Source organism: Chryseobacterium sp. WG14 (genome assembly GCF_024586945.1).
Taxonomy (GTDB): Bacteria; Bacteroidota; Bacteroidia; order Flavobacteriales; family Weeksellaceae; genus Chryseobacterium.
This window is the reverse complement of the sequence record NZ_JALCZD010000001.1, coordinates 256,166-280,761: the sequence shown is the minus strand read 5'-3', so window position 1 is coordinate 280,761 and position 24,596 is coordinate 256,166. Positions and strand designations below refer to the sequence as shown.

Annotated in this window: 18 protein-coding genes; 6 read left to right on the top strand and 12 right to left on the bottom strand. The window is 37.0% G+C overall.

Annotation, left to right across the window (positions count from 1 at the left end; genetic code table 11):
• Positions 1-93: 93 nt before the first annotated feature.
• Both MP478_RS01120 and MP478_RS01115 read right to left on the bottom strand, forming a co-directional pair.
• Entirely contained in the window at positions 94-390 is a 297-nt protein-coding gene (locus tag MP478_RS01120; protein ID WP_257192269.1) for a GNAT family N-acetyltransferase, read from the bottom strand.
• Positions 391-470: 80 nt separating this feature from the next.
• Positions 471-1,403, bottom strand: coding sequence for a ring-cleaving dioxygenase (locus tag MP478_RS01115; RefSeq protein WP_257192268.1), 933 nt, complete (start codon positions 1,401-1,403; stop codon positions 471-473).
• 551 nt (positions 1,404-1,954) lie between these two features.
• Between MP478_RS01115 and MP478_RS01110 the strand changes: the two genes are divergently transcribed.
• The 5 genes from MP478_RS01110 to MP478_RS01090 all read left to right on the top strand — a co-directional run bounded on the left by MP478_RS01110 (position 1,955) and on the right by MP478_RS01090 (position 8,021).
• Complete coding sequence (locus tag MP478_RS01110) at positions 1,955-2,953, top strand: EamA family transporter (RefSeq protein WP_257199328.1); 999 nt, start codon at positions 1,955-1,957, stop codon at positions 2,951-2,953.
• Between the two features lie 18 nt (positions 2,954-2,971).
• Complete coding sequence (locus MP478_RS01105; RefSeq protein ID WP_230035690.1) at positions 2,972-4,000, top strand: methionine ABC transporter ATP-binding protein; 1,029 nt, start codon at positions 2,972-2,974, stop codon at positions 3,998-4,000.
• Positions 3,993-4,649, top strand: coding sequence for a methionine ABC transporter permease MetI (gene metI, locus MP478_RS01100; protein ID WP_257192264.1), 657 nt, complete (start codon positions 3,993-3,995; stop codon positions 4,647-4,649). Before MP478_RS01105 ends, metI begins: the two co-directional genes overlap by 8 nt.
• A 68-nt stretch (positions 4,650-4,717) precedes the next feature.
• Positions 4,718-5,524, top strand: coding sequence for a methionine ABC transporter substrate-binding lipoprotein MetQ (gene metQ / locus MP478_RS01095; protein WP_257199327.1), 807 nt, complete (start codon positions 4,718-4,720; stop codon positions 5,522-5,524).
• Between the two features lie 232 nt (positions 5,525-5,756).
• Positions 5,757-8,021, top strand: coding sequence for a glycoside hydrolase family 3 C-terminal domain-containing protein (locus MP478_RS01090; RefSeq protein ID WP_257199326.1), 2,265 nt, complete (start codon positions 5,757-5,759; stop codon positions 8,019-8,021).
• 254 nt (positions 8,022-8,275) lie between these two features.
• On the opposite strand, the gene MP478_RS01085 is transcribed toward MP478_RS01090, so the two are convergent.
• The 8 genes from MP478_RS01085 to MP478_RS01050 all read right to left on the bottom strand — a co-directional run bounded on the left by MP478_RS01085 (position 8,276) and on the right by MP478_RS01050 (position 21,136).
• On the bottom strand, positions 8,276-10,447 hold the full coding sequence (locus tag MP478_RS01085) for a TonB-dependent receptor domain-containing protein (RefSeq protein WP_257192261.1): 2,172 nt from the start codon (positions 10,445-10,447) through the stop codon (positions 8,276-8,278).
• A 332-nt stretch (positions 10,448-10,779) separates the two neighbouring features.
• Entirely contained in the window at positions 10,780-11,334 is a 555-nt protein-coding gene (locus MP478_RS01080; protein ID WP_230035681.1) for a DUF2652 domain-containing protein, read from the bottom strand.
• A 59-nt stretch (positions 11,335-11,393) separates the two neighbouring features.
• Positions 11,394-12,806: an efflux transporter outer membrane subunit gene (locus MP478_RS01075; RefSeq protein WP_257199325.1), complete on the bottom strand. Its 1,413-nt coding sequence runs from the start codon at positions 12,804-12,806 to the stop codon at positions 11,394-11,396.
• A 17-nt stretch (positions 12,807-12,823) separates the two neighbouring features.
• On the bottom strand, positions 12,824-15,964 hold the full coding sequence (locus MP478_RS01070) for an efflux RND transporter permease subunit (RefSeq protein WP_257199324.1): 3,141 nt from the start codon (positions 15,962-15,964) through the stop codon (positions 12,824-12,826).
• A 9-nt stretch (positions 15,965-15,973) separates the two neighbouring features.
• A complete protein-coding gene (locus tag MP478_RS01065; RefSeq protein WP_257199323.1) occupies positions 15,974-17,119 on the bottom strand; it encodes an efflux RND transporter periplasmic adaptor subunit in 1,146 nt (381 codons plus the stop codon).
• Between the two features lie 217 nt (positions 17,120-17,336).
• A complete protein-coding gene (locus MP478_RS01060; RefSeq protein ID WP_230035673.1) occupies positions 17,337-18,251 on the bottom strand; it encodes an AraC family transcriptional regulator in 915 nt (304 codons plus the stop codon).
• A gap of 271 nt (positions 18,252-18,522) precedes the next feature.
• The gene (locus tag MP478_RS01055; RefSeq protein WP_257199322.1) at positions 18,523-19,272 is read right to left on the bottom strand and encodes a metallophosphoesterase; all 750 of its coding nucleotides are present in this window, start codon (positions 19,270-19,272) and stop codon (positions 18,523-18,525) included.
• A gap of 472 nt (positions 19,273-19,744) precedes the next feature.
• Positions 19,745-21,136, bottom strand: coding sequence for an MFS transporter (locus tag MP478_RS01050; protein ID WP_257199321.1), 1,392 nt, complete (start codon positions 21,134-21,136; stop codon positions 19,745-19,747).
• 142 nt (positions 21,137-21,278) lie between these two features.
• On the opposite strand from MP478_RS01050, the gene MP478_RS01045 reads away from it, so the two are divergent.
• Entirely contained in the window at positions 21,279-21,749 is a 471-nt protein-coding gene (locus MP478_RS01045) for an Lrp/AsnC family transcriptional regulator (protein ID WP_257190590.1), read from the top strand.
• 1,102 nt (positions 21,750-22,851) lie between these two features.
• Here MP478_RS01045 and MP478_RS01040 read toward each other — a convergent pair.
• Together MP478_RS01040 and MP478_RS01035 are read right to left on the bottom strand one after the other, a co-directional pair.
• Positions 22,852-23,367: a hypothetical protein gene (locus MP478_RS01040; protein WP_257199320.1), complete on the bottom strand. Its 516-nt coding sequence runs from the start codon at positions 23,365-23,367 to the stop codon at positions 22,852-22,854.
• Between the two features lie 19 nt (positions 23,368-23,386).
• A complete protein-coding gene (locus MP478_RS01035; protein ID WP_257199319.1) occupies positions 23,387-24,439 on the bottom strand; it encodes a hypothetical protein in 1,053 nt (350 codons plus the stop codon).
• Between the last annotated feature and the right edge of the window lie 157 nt (positions 24,440-24,596).

Sequence of the window (24,596 nt, the reverse complement as noted above, 5' to 3'; positions counted from 1 at the left end):
AGAGTGGGAAGAAAGGAAAAATGACGACCAACCAAACCTGTCAGTAAACTTAGTTTAGATCCATTCTATACCCTTCTCTCCTACTCACCGTGATTACAACGTTTCTTTCATCCACACATCATTATATTCTTCCGGATGACGTTTGAACTGTGCATGAACATAGGGACACAAGGGTACAATCTTCAAGTCGTTTTCTCTTGCATAAGAAACCAGTCTTTCCAGTAAAATTTTGGCAAAGCCTTTTCCTTCATATTCCGAATTCACTTCAGTATGATACACGGTCAGTTTTTTTCCAATTACTGAAATGTCCATTTTTCCTGCTTTATGATCATCTGAAAAAAGTTGAATTTCTCCTTTTCTTCCTTCTAAAACTATTTCTGTTCTTTCCATTTCTTTTATTTTTATTGATACTGTTTACTATATTATTCTTACTGTCAAAATTACAGTCTTTATCACAGCAGAGTAATGATCTATGATAACTTCGGTAATGCTTCTTCTATTTTATCACGCATTCCTTCATATTGTACAGGAAGTTTCAGGTGATTTCCCAGTTCATTCAGTGGTTCATCTACAGTAAACCCCGGATTATCTGTGGCAATTTCAAATAATACACCTCCAGGTTCACGGAAATAGAGTGAGTAAAAATAATCCCTGTTGATCTTAGGAGTGATACTTAAGCCTGCAGATAATACTTTTTCACGGTATTCCATTAAAACAGCATCATCTTTTACTCTAAAAGCAATATGGTGATTGGTTCCTGCAGCATTTCTTCCGGATGGCATTTTATCATTCTCAATAATATCTACGAAATTGGCCGTATCAATAGCATCTGTAGCCAGCCTGTATCTTTCCCCTTCCTGCTTTTGAAGATCATATCCTAAAATATCCGTTAAAATCTTAAGGGTAGGATCAGCTTTTTTTAAACTTAAAGTAACATTATGAAATCCTTTCAAAGCATGCTCTTCTTTGATATCATCAGTGGTCCATACTTTTCGGTGATCATCAGCAGATGGCTCTATGAACTGTAACTGCAAGCCGTCCGGATCTTTAAAAGAGATCAGCTTTTCCCCGAAGAACTCCTCTTCCTTTATATTCACATTAAAATTTTGAAAACGGCTTTTCCAAAATCCAAGGCTTCCTTTCGGAACTGAATATCCGATATGAGTAGCCATACCGCTTCCATTAGTACCCTGACCAATTCCTTCCCACGGAAAGAAAGTAAGAATAGTTCCCGGTGTTCCGTTTTCATTTCCAAAATAGAAGTGATATGTTCCCGGATCATCAAAATTGACGGTTTTCTTGACCAGCCTTACCCCTAAAACCTGAGTATAAAAATCTAAGTTTCTTTTTGCATTGTCTGCAATAGCTGTAATATGGTGCAGGCCTAATATTCTATTGTCCATGTTTTTTAAATTTGATGCTAAATTATGATCAATAGAAATCCTGTGCATTTAACTAGTTTAATAAATGAATCTATTACAGATCCAACCCCTGAAAAAACGCACAGTAAAAAACTGCTTTATACAATTCTTAAATAATCAAACTTATTTTAATCATTCCATAACAGCATATTTCATCGCATTTCCACAATAAATGAATTAAAAACTATTTTCCACCAACATTCAATCAAAAAATAAAAACAAATAAAACACTGAATTACAAATATTTAAATCCGTTACAGTAAATTAATATTCAAAAAGCCTACTTTTTTAGTGGACTAATAAAAATTATATTATATATTTGCAATCGTATTCAGGAAATAAAATAAAATGAAGGCAGAATTAAAAAATAATTCAATAAAGAAACATACCATCAAGAACATGATGATGTGTATCTGTATGCCTATACACCAAGAATACTGTGGATGACCTTACTTTTATATAACATATTTTTTAAAGGCTCTACAACATTGTAGAGCCTTTTTATTAACAACAAACAACATTAAAAAATAACAATGAGCACTTCTAAAAACAAATGGCTGGTCCCATTGGCATTTACCAACATCTATATAATATGGGGGATTACATTTTTAGCCATATCATTTGGCTTAAAAGGTTTTCCTCCGTTCATTCTTTCGGGATTAAGATTTCTGGTTGCAGGAATTCTGATGATAGGATATCTCCTGTCAAAAGGAGAAAAAGCTAATACGATGATCAACTGGAAAAAAAATGCTATTACCGGTATTTTAATTCTTACCGGAGGAACAGGTCTTGTGGCCTGGGGAGAGCAGTATGTAACGGCACCGGAAGCGGCCATTTCTATTGCAACCGGACCTTTTTGGTTTATTGCCATTGACAGAAAGAACTGGAAATATTATTTTTCAGATAAGTTTATTCCGATAGGCCTGGTCATTGGTTTTGTAGGATTGGTATTATTTTTAAAGGGAAGTGTAAACTCAACGGCAGCTCATGCAGCCACTGACGGCCATCTTCGTATTACCGCTTTTATCGTGTTAGGATTAAGCTCTATAGCCTGGGTACTGGGTTCTTTATATTCAAAGAAAAACCCGGCTTCGCAATCTACTTTTATGAATATTGCCCAACAGCTTATAGTAGCTGGATTGGCCTCTTTTCTGATTGCATTTTTAAGAAAAGAATGGACCGTTTTTTCGGTCTCAGCCATCCCATTATCAGCATGGTTGGGTGTTTTGTTTTTGATCTTCTTTGGATCTATAGTCGCTTATTTGTCGTACATTTGGCTATTGTCCGTAAAACCCGCCGCTTTGGTAAGCACCCATACCTACATTAACCCTATTGTAACGGTTATTGCAGGCTGGATTGTTGCCAATCAGAGCATCAATGGAGGTCAGTTGTATGGTTTATCCATTATATTGCTGGGAGTATTGCTGACGAATGTCACCAAATATTTTAAACTTTCGAAACGGTCAAAAGTGAAGTTAAGAAGAGTGAAACGATTTTTTAATAAAACAGGCAGACGATACCAGCCTATTTAAATAGTATAAAACATCAGAATGATAGAAATTAAAAATATATCAAAAACATTCCATCAGAAAAAGCAATCTTTCAAGGCGCTGGATCGTGTGAGCCTCACTATAGAGAAAGGAGATATCGTAGGAATTATCGGATTTTCAGGAGCTGGAAAAAGTACCCTTATCCGTACGGTAAATCTGTTGGAAAGACCGGACGAAGGGCAGATTATTATTAACGGAAAGGATTTCACTCAACTAAGCTCAAAGCAACTGGCTGAAGAGCGCAAAAAAATTGGGATGATCTTCCAGCACTTCAACCTTCTTTCTTCAAGAACTGTTTTTGATAATATCGCGCTTCCTTTGGAGCTGGATCGTACAAGTAAAGATCAGATTAATAAAAAAGTGAATGAGCTTCTGAAAATTGTAGGCCTTGAAGATAAGGCCCACGATTATCCACGAAGCCTTTCCGGAGGTCAGAAACAGAGAGTTGCCATTGCCAGGGCATTAGCCAATGATCCCCATCTTTTACTCTGCGATGAAGCTACCAGTGCACTTGATCCTGCCACCACACAGTCTATATTACAGCTGTTGAGAGACATCAATCAAAGACTGGGAATTACCATCCTCCTTATTACTCATGAAATGGAGGTCATCAAAGCAGTCTGCAACCACGTTGCCGTGATAGACAAAGGAAAATTATTAGCAAAAGGAACTTTAAGTGAGATTATTTCGGATCGGGAAAATCCGGTAATCCGGCAATTTATAAATTCAGATAACATGACCCTGCCGCAGGAACTCAATAACAGACTTCAGAAAGAACCACAGGATGGTTTATTTCCGCTGGTCGAAATAGAACTCAATGAAAATATAAGTGTTGAACAACTTCTTTCAACCTTATATAGTCAATATAAAATTCCATACAAACTTTTGAAGGCTGATGTAGAATATCTTGGAAACTCCAATTTTGGAAAACTGCTGCTTCAGCTTCAGGGGAAAGAAGAAGAAAATCAACAGGCCATCTACTATTTCAATCAAAATAAAATTCAAAATACAGTAAAAGGATATGCTTAGTGATACGGTAATTGCTCTTTTAGCAAAAGGAGCCTGGGAAACAATTTATATGACATTCGTATCCGGATTTTTTGGATTCGTTCTAGGCCTTCCGGTTGGGATTTTGCTGTTTTTAACAAGAAAAGGACAGCTGTTGGAAAATACCGTTTATCATAGGGCACTCTCTATTTTGGTGAATATTTTCCGTGCCATTCCTTTTATTATATTAATTGTATGGATGATTCCGTTTACAAGAATTTTAGCAGGAACCTCCATTGGGGTTAACGCAGCATTGGTTCCTTTAAGTATAGGAGCAGCCCCGTTTATTGCGAGGCTAGTGGAAAACAGCCTCATTGAAGTTCCTCACGGTTTAATAGAAACGGCAAGAGCTTTGGGAGCTTCACCCTTTCAGATCATCAGAAAAGTATTGCTTCCGGAAGCCCTTCCTTCACTTATCAATAATGCTACCATCACTTTAATTACTCTGGTAGGCTATTCTGCGATGGGCGGTGCGGTAGGTGCCGGCGGATTAGGACAGGTTGGCTATCAATATGGTTACATCGGTTATGATATTGTGATCATGAATACTGTATTGATTTTACTGGTTCTGTTAGTATTTATTATCCAGTTTGCAGGAGATCGGCTGTCAAAAAGGTTTGATCACAGGTAGAAATTCTGAGCGTAAAGGAGTAAGATCTGCCCTTTTATAATTCCTTTTTCTTATTTAAAAGAACGACAATGAAAAAAATAAAGATTTTAAGTTTATTTGCTGCCGGCATATTATTATTTACGGCTTGTTCCGGAAGGAAAGATGATCCGAATTTTATCCGGGTGGGAATTACCTATGGCCCGGAGCAGGAAATTGCTGAAGTGGCAAAAAAAGTAGCGAAAGAGAAATATAATCTTGAAGTGGAATTGATCCCCTTTAATGATTATGTTGTTCCCAATGAAGCTTTGACCACCGGGGATATTGATGCCAATGCTTTCCAGCATGTTCCTTATCTTACTGAACAGTCGAAACAGCGGGGTTACAATCTGGCTGTGGTGGGAAATACATTTGTTTTCCCTATTATAGCGTATTCCAAAAAAATTCAAAATATAACTCAGTTGCAGCATGGAAATACGGTGGTTATTCCTAATGACCCTACCAATGGAGGCCGTTCTCTGCTTCTGTTACAGAAAAATGGCTTATTACAATTAAGAGAAGGTGTCGGGCTTCTTCCGAAAGTGACCGATATCACAGAAAATCCAAAGCAGCTGAAAATTATGGAGATTGAAGGCGCACAGATCCCAAGAGTTTTGGACGACAGAGATGTGGTAGTAGGTATTATCAATAATAACTTTGCAGCCCAGGCTGGGTTGGATTCTGAGAAACAGAGTGTTCTAAAAGAAGATAAAGATTCTCCTTACGTCAATGTAGTGGTTGCCAGACAAGACAATAAAAACAGTCAGAAGGTAAAAAATTTCGTCAAAGCTTATGAGTCTGATGAAGTGGAGAAGAAAGCCAAAGAAATTTTTAAAGGAGGGGCCGTGAAAGGATGGTAGTGCTGAATTTGAGAATCTTAAGGCCCAAATTTTTAGTGTTTTTACGAACACTGATTCATAAACGTCAAAAGTGAATTATCTTCATCCCGTTTCTCATTTTTAGTCTTCGAAAATATAAAAGAACTGTCAAACAATTATGTAGACAGTTTTTTTACGGATTATTTTTCATTTTCTCAATTTGAGATAATAAAAATTTTAGCTATTTTTGCTTACAATCAAATAAAAAGGCATTATGTTAAAGAAAACCGCCATTGTAAGTTTATTCACTCTTATTTCTGTTTCTTATATGGCTCAGACAAATAATACTCTACCGGTTTATTTAGACGAATCCAAACCTGTAGAACAACGTATCCAGGACGCACTTTCCAGAATGACACTGGAAGAAAAAGTGGCTATGCTGCATGCCCAGTCAAAATTCAGCTCACCGGGTGTTCCCAGACTGGGAATTCCTGAATTCTGGACTACTGACGGACCTCATGGGGTACGTCCTGAGGTAATGTGGGACGAATGGGACCAGGCAGGTTGGACCAATGATTCTATTATCGCCTACCCTGCCCTGACGGCTTTATCTGCTACATGGAACAAAAAAATGTCATGGAACTATGGTAAAGCTTTAGGAGAAGAAGCCCGCTACAGGAAAAAAGATATCCTTTTAGGACCCGGAGTAAATATTTACAGGACTCCCCTGAATGGAAGAAATTTTGAATATATGGGGGAAGATCCTTATCTGACTTCAAAAATGGTAGTTCCTTATATTAAAGGAGTACAATCTAATGGTGTAGCAACTTCTGTAAAACATTTTGCCCTCAATAACCAGGAGATGTTCCGTCATACAAGTAATGTGAATGTAGATGACAGAACGCTTTATGAAATCTACCTTCCACCCTTCAAAGCAGCAGTAACTGAAGGAGATTCCTGGACGATTATGGGTGCTTACGATATGTACAAAGGCCAGTATGCCAGCCAGAATCAATATCTTCTGAATGACATTCTGAAAAAAGAATGGAAATATAAAGGAGTGGTTGTATCCGACTGGGGAGCTGTCAATAATACGGAACAAGCCATCCACAACGGGTTGGATCTTGAATTCGGAACATGGACCAATGGTCTTTCTGCCGGAACTAAAAATGCTTATGACAACTACTTTCTGGCAAAGCCTTATCTTGATTTAATTAAATCCGGAAAAGTAGGAACCACGGAGCTTGATGATAAAGTAACCAGGCTGCTTCGTCTTGCCTATCAGACCACCATGAACAGAAATAAACCTTTTGGGAATATTGCTTCTGAGGAACATAAAGCTGTAGCAAAAGAAATTGGCGAGGAAGGAATTGTTTTATTAAAGAACCAGAGGAATGTTCTTCCCATCGATCTTAATAAAGCCAAAAAAATCGCCGTGATAGGTGAAAATGCTATTAAGATTATGACTGTGGGTGGTGGTTCGTCATCATTAAAGGTAAAATATGAAGCGCTTCCTCTGGACGGAATCAAATCCAGATTTGGAAAACAGGCTGACGTTGAATATGCAAGAGGGTATGTAGGAGATATTGGTGGAGAGTATAACGGGGTAAAGTCCGGACAGGACTTAAAAGACAGCCGTTCTGAAACAGAGCTTTTGAACGAAGCTGTAGCATTGGCTAAAAAGTCAGATTATGTCATCTTTGTAGGCGGACTGAATAAAGCAGACTTCCAGGACAGCGAAGGAAATGACAGAAAAAGTTATGGCCTTCCTTACAATCAGGATCACGTCATCTCTGCACTGGCAAAAGCCAATAAAAACCTTGCTGTAGTCCTGGTATCCGGAAATGCTGTGGCCATGCCATGGATTAAAGAGGTTCCAAGTGTTGTACAGGCATGGTATCTGGGTTCCGAAGCAGGAAATTCTATTGCTTCCGTTTTAGCAGGGGATTCTAATCCTTCCGGAAAACTTCCTTTTACTTTTCCAGTAAAACTGGAAGATAACCCGGCTCACCAACTTGGAGAATATCCGGGACAAAAAGAAGAATTTGCAGCAGGAAAAGGAAAAGACCAGAAAAACCCGATCAATATTACCTATAACGAAGGAATTTTCGTTGGATACCGTTGGCATGATACCAAAAACATCAAGCCTCTTTTCAGTTTCGGACATGGATTAAGCTATACTAGTTTTGAATTTGGAAAAGCAAAAGCGGATAAAACGGTAATTTCACAGGACGACACCATCACTTTTACAGTGAGTGTTAAAAATACAGGAAAGAAAGCAGGTGCTGAAGTAGCCCAGCTTTACATCAGTGATTTAAAATCATCTGTTCCCCGCCCTGCAAAAGAGCTGAAAGGTTTCGAAAAAGTATTTTTAAACCCCGGAGAACAAAAAGAAGTAACTTTTACCATCGATAAGACTGCATTAAGTTATTTTGATGCCGGTAAACATGACTGGGTAGCAGAACCCGGAGATTTTGAAGCTCTGATTGGAAATTCTTCAGATGCTATTAAAACGAAAGTGAAGTTTACACTGAAATAAACACAGGATTATTAATGGAAACCGACTGCCTTACCGTTGATTTCTATCGATATACAATTATAGAAGCAGATCCCTAACAGGAATCTGCTTTTTATTTGTTCTCAAATTCAGCTTTATATTTTTCTCAGGTTTTGTATTTAACAGATCTAAAATCTGAAGGAGATAAAAATTAACCAAAAAACGTCAGGTTTCCAACTTACCTTACATGAAATGAAAAGCAGGCTTCTCGCTGAAACCTGCCTACCTATCTTGTACTACTTTGCTCCTCCTGAATTTTTCTCAAGATCAGTTTTAGTATTTTCTTTTACTTTCTGATTTCCGAAACGTTTTACAAAAGTAAGTGAAACTCCGTACCAGTCCCATTTTGAATACTCTCTGAAAGTTCCGTCCTGGCTGTATGTTGTATTATCTGCATAAGGTCTTTTAAAAATATTCATCAGCTGCATACTCAGTTCCATTTGAGTTTTGGGAAATATTTTAGTGACTGAAATATTATGGAAAACATTGGTATTATTGGCATATGAATTTCCGTTATTCTGATTGGCAAGCTCTACCCATGCACTTACATTAATATTTTTATTGAAGAGATTGGTATATGATATATTGGCGGAGGCTCCCCAATAGCTGATATAATCTTTACCCCCCAGCCTGTTTTTCTCATTAAAATCCTTATTGTTAATATAGTACCATCCGAATCCCGCATTTACATTCAGTTTATTTTTCAGGAAGTTCTGGTTGGTATTGGCAAAAAGGTAATATTTCTCAACTTTTCCATCGAAGTTCCCAGGTAATGAAACGGTTCTCCCGTTTTCCGTTACATAGGTAGTCCAGTAATCCTGATTGGTATGCATATACCTTGCAGAAATAAAGTACTTTTTCAAAAGTCCGAATTTCAGATAAAGCCGGTCATTAGGGTTAGGATTCAGATAAAGATTTCCTCTGGAATATGTTCCATTGATTTCAGGTGCCAGGAAAGGGTTAAATTCAGAATACCAAGGTCTCCAAATGCTTCGGTTATAGGTAAGACTCAAATCAAATTTCTCTGAAAAATTATATTTCAGCAATAGATTGGGCAGAAAAGTTCCATACGCATCTTTTCTCTCTGTACCTGCAACATCCTGTCTTACTTTATAATCAATATATTCATATCGAAGCCCAATTCTTGTTTCCAGTTTTCCGAAGAATGTTTTACTATAATTGGCATATAAAGAACTTAGATTGTCCTCATAATGAAAGATATCATTTCTCGAAAGATTATAATATTCTGACTTTGGATCATTCATACTGAATCCATAAAGGCTGTTGGGAATAACATGATTGTTGATTTCCGTTTTACCTCCTACTTCTATCGTACCGCCGGATTTACCTAAAGGCTGCGTATAATCTATTTTCAGAAAATAATTACGCATTTGGTTTGAGCTGATAATTCCTAGCTGCTGAGCGGTTTTCACGCCCTGTTTATCAATTTCCTTATCAATTAAATTATCATTGTCATTGCTGGAATAATTGGTCCCTAAATTAATATCTAAAATCCTATTCTTTTCTTTATCATAATATTTGTAGAAGGCATTAGTCCCTAAATTACGGCTGAATCCCCACATATTTTGAGTCTGATGAAAAGAATCATCAGGATTTCCATTAGTGAAGATCATTCCATCAGATTCTGCCAGAGATAAATTCCTGTTCTGTGAATACTCAAATACAAATCCGATATTATTTTTGTCATTCAACTCAAATTCTGAGGTAGAGGAAAGAGAAGGACTTTCATTTCTCGTCTCGTTTTCCATATTAAACTGGGTCGTTTTATTACTTGCATACCGGTTATCCCATGTTTCAGTCTTCTGTACATAATTTCCGCTATTGTAACCTCCTATCAGGGTCTGGGTAAATTTTTTCTTATGGTAGTTCAGGTTGAAATTCGTGTATTGTGAATTTTTGGTACTTTGCCTGTTGTTTAAGGAGATACTTCCTTTCAATCCTTCGTCATCCCTTTTTTTCAGGACAATATTGATCACGGAGCCCGAAGTTTCATACCTTGAGGAAGGGCTTGTAATCACTTCAATCTTCATCAGGTTATCTGCCGGAATTGTTTTAAGATATTCTTTTAATTCTTTACCTGTAAAAACTGATTTTCTATCATTAATATAAACCGTTACGGTCTGCCCTTCTGCTTTTACAGCATCATTATTATCAATACTCACCAAAGGGGTCATTCTCAGAACATCCCACGTTGTATTTCCTGCAAGAATAGCACTGTTGGCAACATTAAATACCGTTCTGTCTACTTTAGATTCTACCGTCGGTTTTCTGGCCACCAGAGTAACGGCTTCAATCTCTTTTTGCTTAACAGTATCTTTTGCAACCTGGGTTTGGGCCAAGGTCAAAGAACCTGCTAATAATGCTATTGGAAATAAAATTGTTTTCATTTGAAATTATAGTTTATTCTATAAGACCACTATGAGGAGCTATTTGTTACACCCAATAGTGAAAAAGTCGAATAAATACTTAATTCTTAGTAAGATATCGGATTCCCAAGCAATAAAAAAAACAGCAAAACAAAACCGTTTACAATAAAACGCCAATAAAAAAAACATATAACCATCAAATTCACAGCGAATTATTCAAAACCATACAGTATTCCAAATTTCATTTTCACTTAAAAATCATTTACTGTTTTATACACAAAAAAAGGCCCGGATCTCTCTCACCCGGGCCGCTAGCAATAGCAAATTTACAAGGATTAATATTAAAAAATATGCTAGTTTATATTTTCAAAATAATGGATAACGCCTACTTCCGGCAGACGAAATTTATCCTTATTAAGATCAGTCTCCTGATTGTTGCTGTTTTCTAAAAAAGAGTTGCTGAATAACGCATAAGAAGGCTGTTCTGCAAGCCCATTTTTCAGCAGCTGATGAGCTTCTACAATGGTTTTACCGTATAATTTTCTGAAACTTCCGATATTATATTGTGAAAATGTTCCGTAGTGCACAATAAACTTCAAGGATAATGCTATAGTAGTACTTAAACTTTTACTTAATTCTTCAATTTTTTTATTAAAGGCATTCCTCATTTTCATGAGTATTTTCGAAATATTCTGATAGGAAGGATTTTCGTCATACCTATAAAATAAAATGGCATCTCCTTCAATCTCTGAGATTTCAAAATAACGACCGTTCACATCGATCAGTGTAGAAAGTAGTTGTCTTACAATATATTCTCCTGTATAAAGTTTTGTATTGAACACAAATTCTGTAAATCCGCTAAAATCCGGAATAAGAATGATTCCCTCCTGTATATTTGTATTCTTCATAATGATAATGGATTAAAAACCTGCTTCATCAGTACAGACGAAGCAGGTTCAATTTTACTTTATTGCCATCCGCCTCCTACAGAACGATAGAGCGCCGTTATGGCATTCAGTCTTTGCGCTTTCAGGGAAGCCAGTTCCATTTCAGCCTGAAGCTTATTGGTTTGTGCAATGATTACCTCTACATAAGTGGCTGAATTATATTTAAATAAAATATCAGCTTTCTTCACCGCTTCATTAGATTTTAAAGCCAATCCTTCCGCTATTTTTTGCTGTTCCTCAAGCTTCTGAATTTGCACTAAAGCATCAGAGACCTCGCCTACTGCTTTTAAAACAGATTGTTTAAAGGTAATTTCAGCCTGATCTGCCAACACCTTAGACTGCTCATACTGGGTTTTCAGCTGCTTACCATTCAAAATAGGCTGTGCAATAGCTCCGGCAGCCATTCCGAAAAGTGATCCCGGCACACTGAACCATTTGCTGATCTGAAATGCATTCACTCCACCCTGAGCAGTAATGCTCAATGAAGGATACATGCTCATTTTAGCCACATGGATAGCCGCAGCACTTTTCCTTACCTCAAGTTCAGCACTTTTAATATCCGGTCTGTAGCTTAACAGCTCTGAAGGGATACCTGCTGCGATATGGTCCGGAGACTGCACCGTATTCAGGCTCGCACTTCTTTCAATCTTACCGGGCATTGAACCCGTAAGCAGACTTAGTGCATTTTCCTGTGTGGTAACGGAACTTTCAATAGCCGGAATTGATTTTAAGATCTGATCCCTTACAATTTCCTGCTGCTGTACCGCCAACGCTGTAGTCAATCCAAGTTCCTGTTGTTTTGTCAGAAATTTCAGGGTATTTTCTGCATAGGTAAGGTTAGATTTTGTGATCTCTAACTGAGTATCCAGCATTAATACATTATAATATCCCTGCACTACAGCTGCCACCAACTGGGTTTTCACAGCCTTTCCGGCTTCCTGGGTTTTAAGATATTCGGCCAGCGCCTGCTCTTTTCTTCCTTTGATCTTTCCCCAGATATCAGCTTCCCAGGAAAGGTTGACAGAAGCTGTATAATCTTCCATATACCTTTTCCCCATGAACTGCCCTGCCATCATCCCGTTCATACTGTTATCCGAAGGGCGGCTGATGTTTGCATTGGCAGCAGCACTTACGGTAGGAATGTTTGCCCATTTACTCTGATTATAAGCCAATGAGGCAAACTCAATCTGCTTTAAGGCTAGCTGAAGGTCATTATTCTGTACCATAGCTTTGTCAATCAATCCTATGAGAACAGGATCTTTGAAAAAATCTTTGTAGCTGATCTTTGCGATATTCTCATTCTGATCCACCATCATACTGTCGCTTCTGAAGGCTTCAGGCATTTTCACTTCAGGACGTTCATATTTCTGAACTTTGCAGGATATAGTTGTTCCTGAAATGAATGCGATATAGGCTATATTTTTAATTTTCATTTTTAAAATCATTTGAATTAATATTCCCAGTCAGCATCCGTTACCACTCTTCCATTGATTCTCTCATGTAAAGCCTGGAATACCACGAAAAGAACAGGCACTACAAAAATCCCTAAGATCGTTCCGAAAAGCATCCCTGAAATGGCAGCATATCCAATAGAATGGTTACCCAACGCTGACGGACCTACTACAAATAGCAACGGAAGCAATCCGGTAATAAATGCTAAAGAGGTCATCAAAATAGGACGCAAACGGGCTTTGGCCCCCTCAACGGCAGAAGCAATGAGGCTTTTGCCCGCTCTACGTCTCTGTATAGCAAATTCAACAATCAGGATACCGTTCTTGGCTAAAAGCCCGATCAGCATCACCAGTGCAATCTGAACATAAATATTATTGGATAGATCAGCCAGTGTAATCCCCACAAATACCCCTGATAATCCTACAGGAATAGCAATTAATACTGCTAGTGGAAGGATATAGCTTTCATACTGGGCTGATAAAAGGAAGAATACAAATACAATACACAATCCGAAAATCATCACCGACTGTGAGCTGGACCCTGCTTCTTCACGGCTCATACCTTTATAATCATATGTATATCCCGGAGGAAGCACCTGCTTACTGACTTCATCAATAGCTGCCATAGCCTGACCTGTACTGTATCCCGGAGCTGCCATTACGGTTAAATTGGATGAGTTAAAAAGGTTAAACCTATCCACCACTTCAGCTCCCGTCACTTGTTTTAAACTTACCAATGTATTAACAGGAACCATTTGTCCCAGGTTATTTTTAACGAAAATTCCGTTCAAGGATTCTTTATCCTGTCTTGTCTCCGGAGTGGATTGTACCAATACTCTATAATATTTTCCAAATCTGTTGAAATCCGAAGCCTGAATACTTCCGTAATACCCCTGCATTACTCCCAATACATCAGAAACATTGACTCCCAGCTGGGCAGACTTCACTTCATCAACAAGCACTTCAAACTGGGGGTAGGTAACATCAAATGTTGTAAATGCTACCGCCACTTCCGGTCTCTGCATCAAAGCACCCATCATTCCGTAAGAAATGTTTCCTAAATTCTGAAGTTCTCCATTCGTACGGTCCTGCAGCACAAGCTCCATTCCACTGGTATTTCCAAAGCCATCTACCGTTGGGGTATTGATCACAAGGAAATTTGCTCTTTTATCCTGAGAAAGCATTCCCTGGGTTTGTCCTATAATGTCATTGATATTATTAACAGATCCTCTTTGTCCTGCCTTTTTTAATTTAACAAATATAGAAGCGGCAGAAGAGGACATAGAGCCACTGAATAAATTCAGCCCGTCTACAGAAATCACTTTATCTACTGCAGGATTTTTCATCAGAAGATCTTCTGTATCGGACACTACTTTTGACGTTCTGTCTTTAGATGCTCCCGGAGCCAGATTGGCCGTTACAATAATGAAACTCTGATCTTCATCCGGAATAAACCCCTTAGGTGTGGTCATAGACATCCATGCAAACAAGCCTCCGAAAGCAAAGATCAGGATGAAAGCAATCCATTTCTTTTTTAACAGGAATAATACCGTTTTTCCGTAACGGAAAGTCAGTTTATTGAAACTCGCATTAAAACCGGCAAAGAAGCGGTCTTTAAAATTCATTTTCTCATGAGAACCACCGTGATGCTGCTTTAAGAATAAAGCACATAAAGCCGGGCTCAGGGTCAGTGCATTCACGGCAGAAATAATGATGGCAATGGCTAAGGTTAATGCAAACTGCTGATAAAATAGCCCTGTAGAACCACTCATAAAGGCTACCGGAACGAATACCGCAGACATAATCAGGGTAATAGATACAATAGCTCCTGTGATCTCGCTCATGGCTGACATGGTTGCCGCCCTCGGATTCAGTTTTTTATGCTCCATTTTAGCATGGACCGCTTCTACTACTACAATGGCATCATCTACTACAATACCAATGGCGAGCACCAGAGCAAATAAGGTCAGAATATTAATGGAAAACCCGAAAACTTTCATGAAAAAGAAGGTTCCGACGATAGATACCGGAACTGCAATAGCCGGAATCAAAGTAGAGCGGAAATCCTGTAAGAAGATGTATACTACAATAAATACAAGGATAAATGCTTCAATTAAAGTATGGATTACCTGTTCTATAGACTGGTCCAACGCTTCTTTTGTAGCATACGGAATTTCATAATCCATTCCTTCGGGAAAGGATTTTTCCAGTTCTTTCATTCTCTCCTGAAGGGCAATTTGTACTTCATTGGCATTGGATCCTGCCATCTGGAAGATCGCCATCGTTACAGAGGCTTTTTTGTTATAATTGGAAGAAACCGTATAACTGTAAGCTCCAAATTCTATCTTGGCGATATCTTTTAATTTTAAGACAGAACCGTCATTCAGTGCTTTAATTGTAATATTCTCATATTGCTCCGGCTCTGTAAATTTTCCTTTGTAGCGAAGTACATATTCCATTACCTCTTTACTTCTCTCCCCTAATCTTCCCGGTGCTGCTTCAAGGTTTTGGGTCTGAATAGCGCGGGAAACCTCCGCAGGAGTAAGGTTATATGAAGTCAGCTTATTCGGATCCAGCCAGATACGCATTGAATAATCCTTATTTCCGTATACCATAGCATCCCCTACTCCTTTTACCCTTTTTAATTCCGGGACAATATTAATCTTGGCATAGTTTTCAAGGAAAAGATCATTCATTGAACCATCTTTACTCGTCAGAGAAACCATGGCGATCATACTGTTTTGTCTTTTCACGGTAGTAATTCCGGCCTGGATCACCTCAGCAGGAAGCTGGTTCGTTACCTGTGCTACCCTGTTCTGAACATTAATGGCTGCCTGGTCGGGGTCTGTTCCCAATTTAAAAATAACAGTAATACTTAATGTTCCGTCATTACTTGCTGTAGAAGTAATATAATCCATATTTTCTACCCCGTTAATCGCGTTTTCCAGCGGTGGAGCTACAGATCTTGCAATCGTTTCAGCGTTGGCTCCCGGATAGGCTGCCGTTACCATCACGGTAGGCGGTGCAATGTCCGGAAATTTTGTGATCGGCAGACTTACCATCCCCACAATTCCCAGAATAACAAGCAATACGGAAATAACCGTTGCCAGTACGGGTCTTTTTATAATTTTCTTTAACATGATTTCTTCTTACGATTTTTTCTGTTGAGCATTCTTCTTCTGAGCCACTACAGGAGTCCCCGGCTGTAACCTGTCGAAACCGGAAACAATGTATTGATCACCAGCCTTAAGCCCGGTAGATACGATGAAATGATCTCCTGCTTTTCCATTGACTTCAACGGGCAGCATGGCAGCCTTTCCATCTTTAATGGTAAATACAAAAACTTTATCCTGAATCGTTCTTGTAGAAGCGATAGGAAGTAAAACAACATTGCTGTAAAACTGATCCAGCACGATTTTTCCAGTATTTCCGCTTCTCAGCATGTTTTTCGGATTATTGAATTTCGCTCTTAAAGTAATAGAGCCTGTGGTTTTATTGAACTGTCCCTCTACAGCATCAATTCTTCCTGTTTCAGCATATTTTTCACCTCCTGAAAGCAATAGAGAAACCGCTGGTGTATTTTTGATCACTTCATCAATACTGCTTCCTACATATTGTTTCTGAAAATTATTAAAGTCATTTTCACTTAAACTAAAATAGGTGTATACCTGATGAATATCTGAAAGCAGCGTGATAGGATCCTGATTTCCAGGGGTCATTAAACTTCCCAAACGGTAGTTGAACCTTCCGATAAACCCACTTACCGGTGCTTTAATCACAGAAAAATTAAGATTAATCTTTGCAGATTCAATAGAAGAAGTGGTCTGACTTACCGCTCCTCTTGCAGCATTATAAGATGCTTCCGCCTCTTTTACCTGAATTTCCGAAACCATTTTATTTCTGAATAGCTCCTTCTTTCTGTCCAGATCAATTTTAGAAGTGGAAAGGTTCGCCTGAGCGGTAATCAAAGCGGCCTGGGCACTTTTAAGCTGCTCTCTGAATACCTGATCTTCAATTTTGAAAAGAGGCTGCCCCGCTCTCACAAAATCTCCTTCGTCTACAAAAATTTTACTTAAATATCCTGTTACCTGAGGTCTGATCTCAACATTGGAAACGCCCTCTACAGATGCTGCATATTCCCTGGAAACAGAAGCATCTCCCTGCTTCACTGTTTCTACAGGAAGTTCGGGTGCCTGCTGCTGATAAGATTGATTTTGATTATTTTTCCTGCATCCCGCCAAGACAATAAGCGAGAGGAAAAGTATGGTTGATTTCTGAATTAAAAATCTTTGCATAACAATATTCCTTTTAAATTTACCGCACAAAATTCGAACGAAAAAAATTCAATAGGATTATTCAAAAAACTTCTTGTTTTGTCAAAAAGACGCCTAGTTTTTAAAAACATGAGAAATATCATTCATAGGTAATTTAAATGATAGATATTCATATTTTTAATCAGAATTATACTTTAAATTTAGCAAAAAGACGTCAATCAATATAACTCATTCATTATCAGTATAGATCATCTTTTCTATATTCCAAAGGAGATCTGCCCGTATGTTTTTTAAAAAACTTGCTGAAAGAGGCCTGGTCTGAAAACTTCAGCTGCAGAGCGACTTCATTGATGTTTAAATTAGGGTTCTTAAGTAAAAGCCTGGCTTCTACAGCCAACACCTGATGAATAATTTCCCGGGGAGATTTAAACATCGTTTTATTAATAACTTTGGTAAGGTATTTCCGGCTGATGCATAATTTATCAGCATAAAACTGAACATTATGCTCTTCTTTGAAATGATCCTGAACCAGTATAAAAAAACTGGTGGTAAGCTCATCTTCCCTATGGGTCACCAGATGTGGCTTCTCTATTTTTTTGAAATAATTATCAATCTCGTAGATTACCAGTGAAAAGTGATGCCAAATCATTTCATTGAAATAATAATTGTCTTTTTCCTTATTATTCAGCATCTTCAATTCGTCAAGATGAAACTGAAGCTTTCTGTACATATCAGGTTCATTCCTGATAATATGGGTAGGGTCTGATGACAGGCTTTTTAACACATTATTCGACTTATAATTAAATCCTGCCTGAGAAATAAAATCTACAGAAAAGAAGATATATTTAGCATTATAATCTTCAGCAATATTTTCTACCCAAAAAGTTTCTGCCATTGGACAAAAAACGGCATCTCCCTGAGACACCTCATAGCTGGTATCATCGAGTCGAAAGCTGACACTTCCCTTCTGTACTAAAAAAATACAAAAATAGTCTGAACGGTAAGGAATATTTGGTTTTATAATATAATTTACCTTGTCAATATCCATGACAACAAATTCTTTGATCCTGAGATCAAATTCCACCTGTTCCAGAACTTCATCAAAAGCCAATTGTGAAACAAAATCAGGTTCTGTCTGTTTTTTTTTAGCCATCAAAGATAAATTAGGACACGAAGGTAGTGAATAAAAAAATTTGAATGCTAAATAGGGATGTTTTTATATTTTGGCTAAAGCTAATGGGTATTCAATTATTTAAAAAAATGGGCTAAAGCCCAATTCTATTGATATTTTTATAGGTATAAATTTTTAAGACATCTCCCTTAATGTAATTATTGATGAAACATTGTATTATCCAACAATTCTACTGCAAGCTAAAAATATAGTACAATGAAAATAAATAAATCGATAAATCGCCTATTGCTCTTTATATTACCTCAATAATCAATTCCTTATCATACCCGTTATCTTTTTCATCTATATATCCATGGGGATTGCAGATAACTTCCGTTTGTCCTACTTTATACCTGCAAGGAGTATGAATATGTCCATGAATCCAGTATAATGGATTATGTTCCGTTATAAAAAATTCAAGATCAGAAACATAAGCAGAGGTCAATGGATCTTCCTTATAGTATTCGGGTACAGACTGAATGCTTGGTGCATGATGGGTGACTACAATATTTTTAAGTCCTTTTGAATTTTCAAGACTTTCCTGTAACCATAGTTTTGAGAACTGGTGTATTTTAAAAGTATCTACGGTTCTCAATTTTGAATAGGAAGGATCTCGTCTTATCATTTTGTAATCATTCATTTTAGACTGGCATAGCATTCCGTACTCCATAGCATTCCCGAAAATGGAGAAATCAGTCCATAATGTTGCTCCATGAAAACGGATTCCGTCAATATCCACAAAAGAATTTTCGAGTACAAAAACATTTGAGCCCTGAGCCGCTTCTTTAATTTTGTAAAGCGTTTTGGGATATGCCCCTTTATAATATTCATGGTTGCCAAGAACATAAATTACCGGTTTATCCGGGATCTTAGACTTTATCCATTCTACTCCTTTGGTTCCCAAGTTTACATCTCCAGCCAATACTATAACATCCGAATTGTCAAAACACAGTTCAGTACTTCCAAATTCCTGATGAAGATCGCTAATGATTTGTATTCTCATACTGCAAAAATAAAAAGAACAAATAGAATTACAGGATCAGTCTCAAAAGTTGTGGACTAAGCAAATTGGATTAAACTAAAACTTCTTGTTTGGATGACATTAAATATGTGATTTTTATATTTTGACCTGAAAATAGGATGGAAATAACCTTTTATTCACGCAAAGGAAAAATAATTCGGATGCTCTATTTTAAGAAAGCAAAGAAAGGCGACTTTGTCGCTGAATAAGCGATATAAAAAAGTTAGCTTCATCAAAATCGATTTCTAATCGATTCATTCTTGGCTCACTTAAAAATCAAGCGTAATAAAAATAGAACTTTGCGTCAAAGAAAGGTGTATTGAGGTAAATTTATATTACCCCCAACTTTTGCACCTGATCCGAATTACACCCAAGAGATGTTAGTCTCAATAAAAAAGAACCGGCACAAGTACCGATTCCCTTTCTCATATAGTTTGTGTAATTTTAAGGCCACTTATGATGAAACTGCCATCTCAGCACGTTTCACTTTTAAGCTTCTTATTATAAAATAGGATAACATTCCCAGTGCTAAAACAGCATAACCAATCAGGATAATCAGATTCAGACTTCCCACAGCAAATTCTGATGGAAAAACCTGACTCATTAAAGTCATGAAAGATAAACCTATCCCAGCTCCCAAGAAGTAACTTGTAGAACTCAAACTTGATGCCACACCGTAATTGGAAGGTTCAACATCCTGAATTCCCGTGACGGATAAAGCGGTAAAACAAAAGGTCATTCCAATTCCTGAAATACATGCAGCTCCCAATAACACTACTGTTAACGGATGTCCTGTATAGACAGCTACCAATAATAATATTCCTCCAGTCAGCATAAATAACCATCCAAAAATTCCCATTTGAGAAGAATTTAATCGTTTGGAAACCTGTGGTAAAATAAATTTGGCCGTTAAAGCTGAGACAATACTGAACGGAACCAGCATTAACCCTGCTGAGGCAGCAGTATATCCCATATCTTTCTGAAGCATTAATGAAATAAGAAATAAAAAGCCGATAAAAAATGCTCCAAGAGTAAAGAAAGCGGCATTAGAAACCACAAGTGATTTATATTTAAACAGTTGCAAATCAATTAATGGCTCAGCTACAGACTTCAATCGGTAGAAAACCATTACTAAAAGCACCATAGCAAGTACTAGAGAACCGCTCACCAGAAAAGGCTGCTCTTTAATATGAATAAGCTCATGTGTTCCATAAGTTAAGCTTAAAAGCCCTAACACCATCAGGATCCCTGAAACGGCATCTGTTTTCTGTACGGTTTCGCTTTTCTCATCTTTTGGCAAATAGTAGTAAGACAGGATCAGTGTAACTAAAAGAATCGGGACATTAATCAGGAATACCCAATGCCAGCTTAGATAAGTACTGATGATGCCTCCTACAGAAAGGCCACTTCCGGAACCAATAGCCGCAAAAGAACTGAAAATTCCAATAGCATGGTTTCGCTCCTGCTCGCCTCTGAAAGTATTGGTCACAATAGATAATGCTGACGGCATTACAAAGGCAGCCCCCAATCCCTGCAAAGCGCGGAATACAGCTAATACTTCAAAGTTTTCTGATAATCCGGCTCCTAATGATGTTAACATGAAGATAAAAGCTCCCAGCAAAAACATTTTCTTTCTTCCAAGCTGATCAGAAAGTTTTCCTCCAATGATCAGGAAACCTCCAAAAAACAATACATATAGGGTCTGCAGCCACTGAACGGTTTCTGCACCAATATGGAACTGTTCCTGGATAGAAGGAATCGTTAAATTAATAATGGCAATATCCAAAGCCTCTACAAATGTTCCCACCGATGCTAAAATTAATATTACATTCTTCCTTGTATCCATATATTTAAATTTCCTGCAAAATTAAAATTAACAGAACATATGTGAAAATTTTACAGTAAATTTGGAACAATAATACAATTACACACACCATAAAAGAACAATTAAACTGTATTAAAGACATATTATTATAAAAACAGAACAAATGGCAACAGAAAATTACAATCCGGATGAAAAAGACCTGTCTATTCTCCGCCTTCTCCAAAAGGATGCTAAAATGAGTGTCCGGGATATTTCAGCAAGGATCAACCTGAGCCCCACTCCAACCCATGAGCGTATTAAGCGTATGGAAAAGCTAGGGATCATTAAAGAATATACGGCTATAGTAGACCGTAAAAAAGTGAATAAAGGAATGATGGTTATCTGTATGATTGCCTTGAATGTTCACAATAAAAAAACAGCAGGAAAATTCATTGAGGAAGTAGGAAAACTGAAGGAAGTTGTGGAATTCTACAACATCAGTGGTGATTTTGACTTTATGCTGAAGATTCTGGCTCCTAATATGGATGAATTTCATGAGTTTTTTGTGAACAAACTATCAGAAATTGAAGGAATTGGCCAGACAAAAAGTATTTTCGTGATGAGCAGTATTAAAGAAAGCGCTCAAATTCTTTAATTTTCAGCTTATCATCAGCTTATTTTTTTCTTCGGGGCATCTATTATTTTTGCTCTCACGGAAGATTATAAAGATACATCAGAGGTCTGTTAAAAATTAAACACTTTTCTTTTTTTAAGATTTTAATCTGTACTTTTTCCTGTATCATGCAGAATCAGATTTCAGTTTAAAAATTTTAATTCCACAACAGCATCCCAATAAAAACATCTTATTTTTTGTTCAAAAAAATACAATTTCCTAAAAGCTTACTTCATAATAAAAAACATAAATTTTACATTTTCTACTGTTTTTTTATTGAAAAATCATCCACTCATAATCTAATAATTTATGCAGCCAACAAAAAAAAATCATTTCTTATTTCTTTTACTTGATTTTCACTTCAAAAACAATTAAAAATTAATCGACTGATTATCAGCAAATAAACAAACTACACACATACATAGTGTAGCTGTGTCGTATGCTATTTTTTGGAAATATTCTCTGTAATTAGATATGTTTGCAATGTGAAAAATATAAACTTCAAAAAAAATTAAAATTAACAATCATTAAAATTATTTTGAAAAAGTAGAAAGTGAATTGCAAGCCTCCCCTTTTAGTTACTTAAATCTAGTAAAAAGTAAAAACACAACACAAATGACAAAAAACACAAATGACAAAACTAAAGGGGGAGCGTTTTTAAAAAATTAAACAAATAATATCAGACAGAAACACAAACGAAAAAAAAGGAGCCTATTAACACAATACTTTATGATGAAAATAATATCTTAAAACACAATTAACCGAGAAGTATTTTTTCAGAACGAATACTTCTTAAGATATTACAACTTATATTATTTGTTTATTAAAGATTGCACATACAAATGTGTAATCTTTTTTTATGTTCTAAAGAAAATGGCTATCCAGATCTTCCTTCATATTGAACTTGAGTGTATTTTTTATTTCAATCATTTTAAGCTTAAGATAAACTAAAGTGTTCATAGCATTTTACTCAGCTTGTAACTCAATTTTTAATTAGTTTAAACAGGCATATCATAAAAACAGCTGTATAGATTTATACAGCTGTTTTTATGATATTTTAATTGATCTATTGTATTGAGGATAATTACTTCCAATAATTCCAAACTGATCCATCAAATATTGCCAATGTTTTACTGGCCGTATCGTAACAAATCATACCGGGATATGGATTCTTAACGTTGCTATGAGGTATGGCTACCTTTGGAAGTATCATTGCCTTATCCGGAGCCTCCAGTACCAGAACTCCATCTGCAGAGCTGGAAGAATCCCCTATAACTACACCTTTCCCTGATTCTGTTGAATTATTTACAGCTACGGCATTTGAATTTCCTGCATCTGACAAATCTTTCCATACATCATTTTCGTATACTTTTACTTTTTTATCATTCATATCAAAGATAAAAGTTCCATTAACCAGTGTTCCTGTGGGAAATCCAGAAGTAGCCGGAAGAATTAATCCTTTTGTATTGTTGGAAACATTATTAAAATCCAATACTGTACTGTTTCCATCTACAGACTGCTTATCAATAGCTACCTGGGCAAAAAAGGAATTAAAAATAATAAGCGCAACTGCAGTACTGATATTTTTTATATTTTTCATATGTTTATTATAAATTAGATTAATCATTACAGCTTTTCTCTACACATTTCCATTCGGTGCCGTTATAAAGCTTCACACATTTATCCTGTATATCATATAAAAGCATGCCTTCTTTTGGATCTGCAACGGCATCACCAGACTGTAGCGTCTGGCTCACATGCTGTACTCTTGTAATGACAAAACCTTTATTTTTAGATTCCAGAGCGATGAAACCGTTAGGTATATTTTCCGGCCACGCAGCATTTTTCTGCTGTACAGTAATTCCAAACTTAGTAAAACCATCAGGAGTTCCTGAAGCACCAGGCTTTGTACAAACATCATCAATTTCGTTAATGATAACAGGTGCATTACCACAACTTGTTTTATCATTTGATAATCCATCAGGCCATAAAGACGGGCATGTAGCTTGTGTCGCATTGGGCCCGCAGAAACTTGAACCACCGGCACCAAGATCACTAACGGATCCCATAGCAATGGCTACAATCTGGCTGTCATTACTGATAACAGATCCGGGACCTCCTCCACTTACATCAGCTTTTGCAATACAGTAGGCTTTTCCATTGGGAGCTCCTATATATTTAACGGAAGGATAAGTTGTTGACTGCTGGGTAAATGTTCCGCATATCTCCACAACACTCCCTGCATCCATTTCTATAGTAGAGCTGGTTCCCGGAAATGCACCCATAAAAGTAGGGTCTCCCTGAGAAACAGATCCTGTAAGTGACAGGAATGATTTCTTTCCTAGTTTAATTTTCGAATTTTTCTGGGTTCCGAATGTTCCAATCGTAATGGATCCTGTAGATTTTACACTTGCTCCATCCAGGATATCCAATTCTCCATTAACCTGAATATCAACAGACTGCAACTGCCCGGATTGTATGATAAGTGTTGCCCCATTCGGAATCGCGATACTGCTGCTCACTGTAAGGTTTCCATTCAAACAATAGGTATTGCCACTAAGTATTGCCTGTCCTGTGTAGGGTATACACTGAGCATTGACCATGCTGCAGAAGGCAAAAATTAGTAAAAAAGATATTTTTATACTAATTGTGGTAAAATTTAAATTATTCATACGACTTTAATCTATTTTAACATTTTTTATATATTTTAATAATAAATATATAATTTTTCAATACATTGAGGGCCTAATAAACAATTAGCATACCAAACTAAAATCTACCATTAGAATATTTATTATATTTCTGTGATGAAATTTATAATTCCGCAAA

What these genes read in the sequence shown, in the direction of transcription:
- MP478_RS01120 (WP_257192269.1), bottom strand. Translation starts at nt 390, where the DNA reads ATGGAAAGAACAGAAATAGTTTTAGAAGGAAGAAAAGGAGAAATTCAA.
- MP478_RS01115 (WP_257192268.1), bottom strand. Translation starts at nt 1,403, where the DNA reads ATGGACAATAGAATATTAGGCCTGCACCATATTACAGCTATTGCAGAC.
- MP478_RS01110 (WP_257199328.1), top strand. Translation starts at nt 1,955, where the DNA reads ATGAGCACTTCTAAAAACAAATGGCTGGTCCCATTGGCATTTACCAAC.
- MP478_RS01105 (WP_230035690.1), top strand. Translation starts at nt 2,972, where the DNA reads ATGATAGAAATTAAAAATATATCAAAAACATTCCATCAGAAAAAGCAA.
- metI (WP_257192264.1), top strand. Translation starts at nt 3,993, where the DNA reads ATGCTTAGTGATACGGTAATTGCTCTTTTAGCAAAAGGAGCCTGGGAA.
- metQ (WP_257199327.1), top strand. Translation starts at nt 4,718, where the DNA reads ATGAAAAAAATAAAGATTTTAAGTTTATTTGCTGCCGGCATATTATTA.
- MP478_RS01090 (WP_257199326.1), top strand. Translation starts at nt 5,757, where the DNA reads ATGTTAAAGAAAACCGCCATTGTAAGTTTATTCACTCTTATTTCTGTT.
- MP478_RS01085 (WP_257192261.1), bottom strand. Translation starts at nt 10,447, where the DNA reads ATGAAAACAATTTTATTTCCAATAGCATTATTAGCAGGTTCTTTGACC.
- MP478_RS01080 (WP_230035681.1), bottom strand. Translation starts at nt 11,334, where the DNA reads ATGAAGAATACAAATATACAGGAGGGAATCATTCTTATTCCGGATTTT.
- MP478_RS01075 (WP_257199325.1), bottom strand. Translation starts at nt 12,806, where the DNA reads ATGAAAATTAAAAATATAGCCTATATCGCATTCATTTCAGGAACAACT.
- MP478_RS01070 (WP_257199324.1), bottom strand. Translation starts at nt 15,964, where the DNA reads ATGTTAAAGAAAATTATAAAAAGACCCGTACTGGCAACGGTTATTTCC.
- MP478_RS01065 (WP_257199323.1), bottom strand. Translation starts at nt 17,119, where the DNA reads ATGCAAAGATTTTTAATTCAGAAATCAACCATACTTTTCCTCTCGCTT.
- MP478_RS01060 (WP_230035673.1), bottom strand. Translation starts at nt 18,251, where the DNA reads ATGGCTAAAAAAAAACAGACAGAACCTGATTTTGTTTCACAATTGGCT.
- MP478_RS01055 (WP_257199322.1), bottom strand. Translation starts at nt 19,272, where the DNA reads ATGAGAATACAAATCATTAGCGATCTTCATCAGGAATTTGGAAGTACT.
- MP478_RS01050 (WP_257199321.1), bottom strand. Translation starts at nt 21,136, where the DNA reads ATGGATACAAGGAAGAATGTAATATTAATTTTAGCATCGGTGGGAACA.
- MP478_RS01045 (WP_257190590.1), top strand. Translation starts at nt 21,279, where the DNA reads ATGGCAACAGAAAATTACAATCCGGATGAAAAAGACCTGTCTATTCTC.
- MP478_RS01040 (WP_257199320.1), bottom strand. Translation starts at nt 23,367, where the DNA reads ATGAAAAATATAAAAAATATCAGTACTGCAGTTGCGCTTATTATTTTT.
- MP478_RS01035 (WP_257199319.1), bottom strand. Translation starts at nt 24,439, where the DNA reads ATGAATAATTTAAATTTTACCACAATTAGTATAAAAATATCTTTTTTA.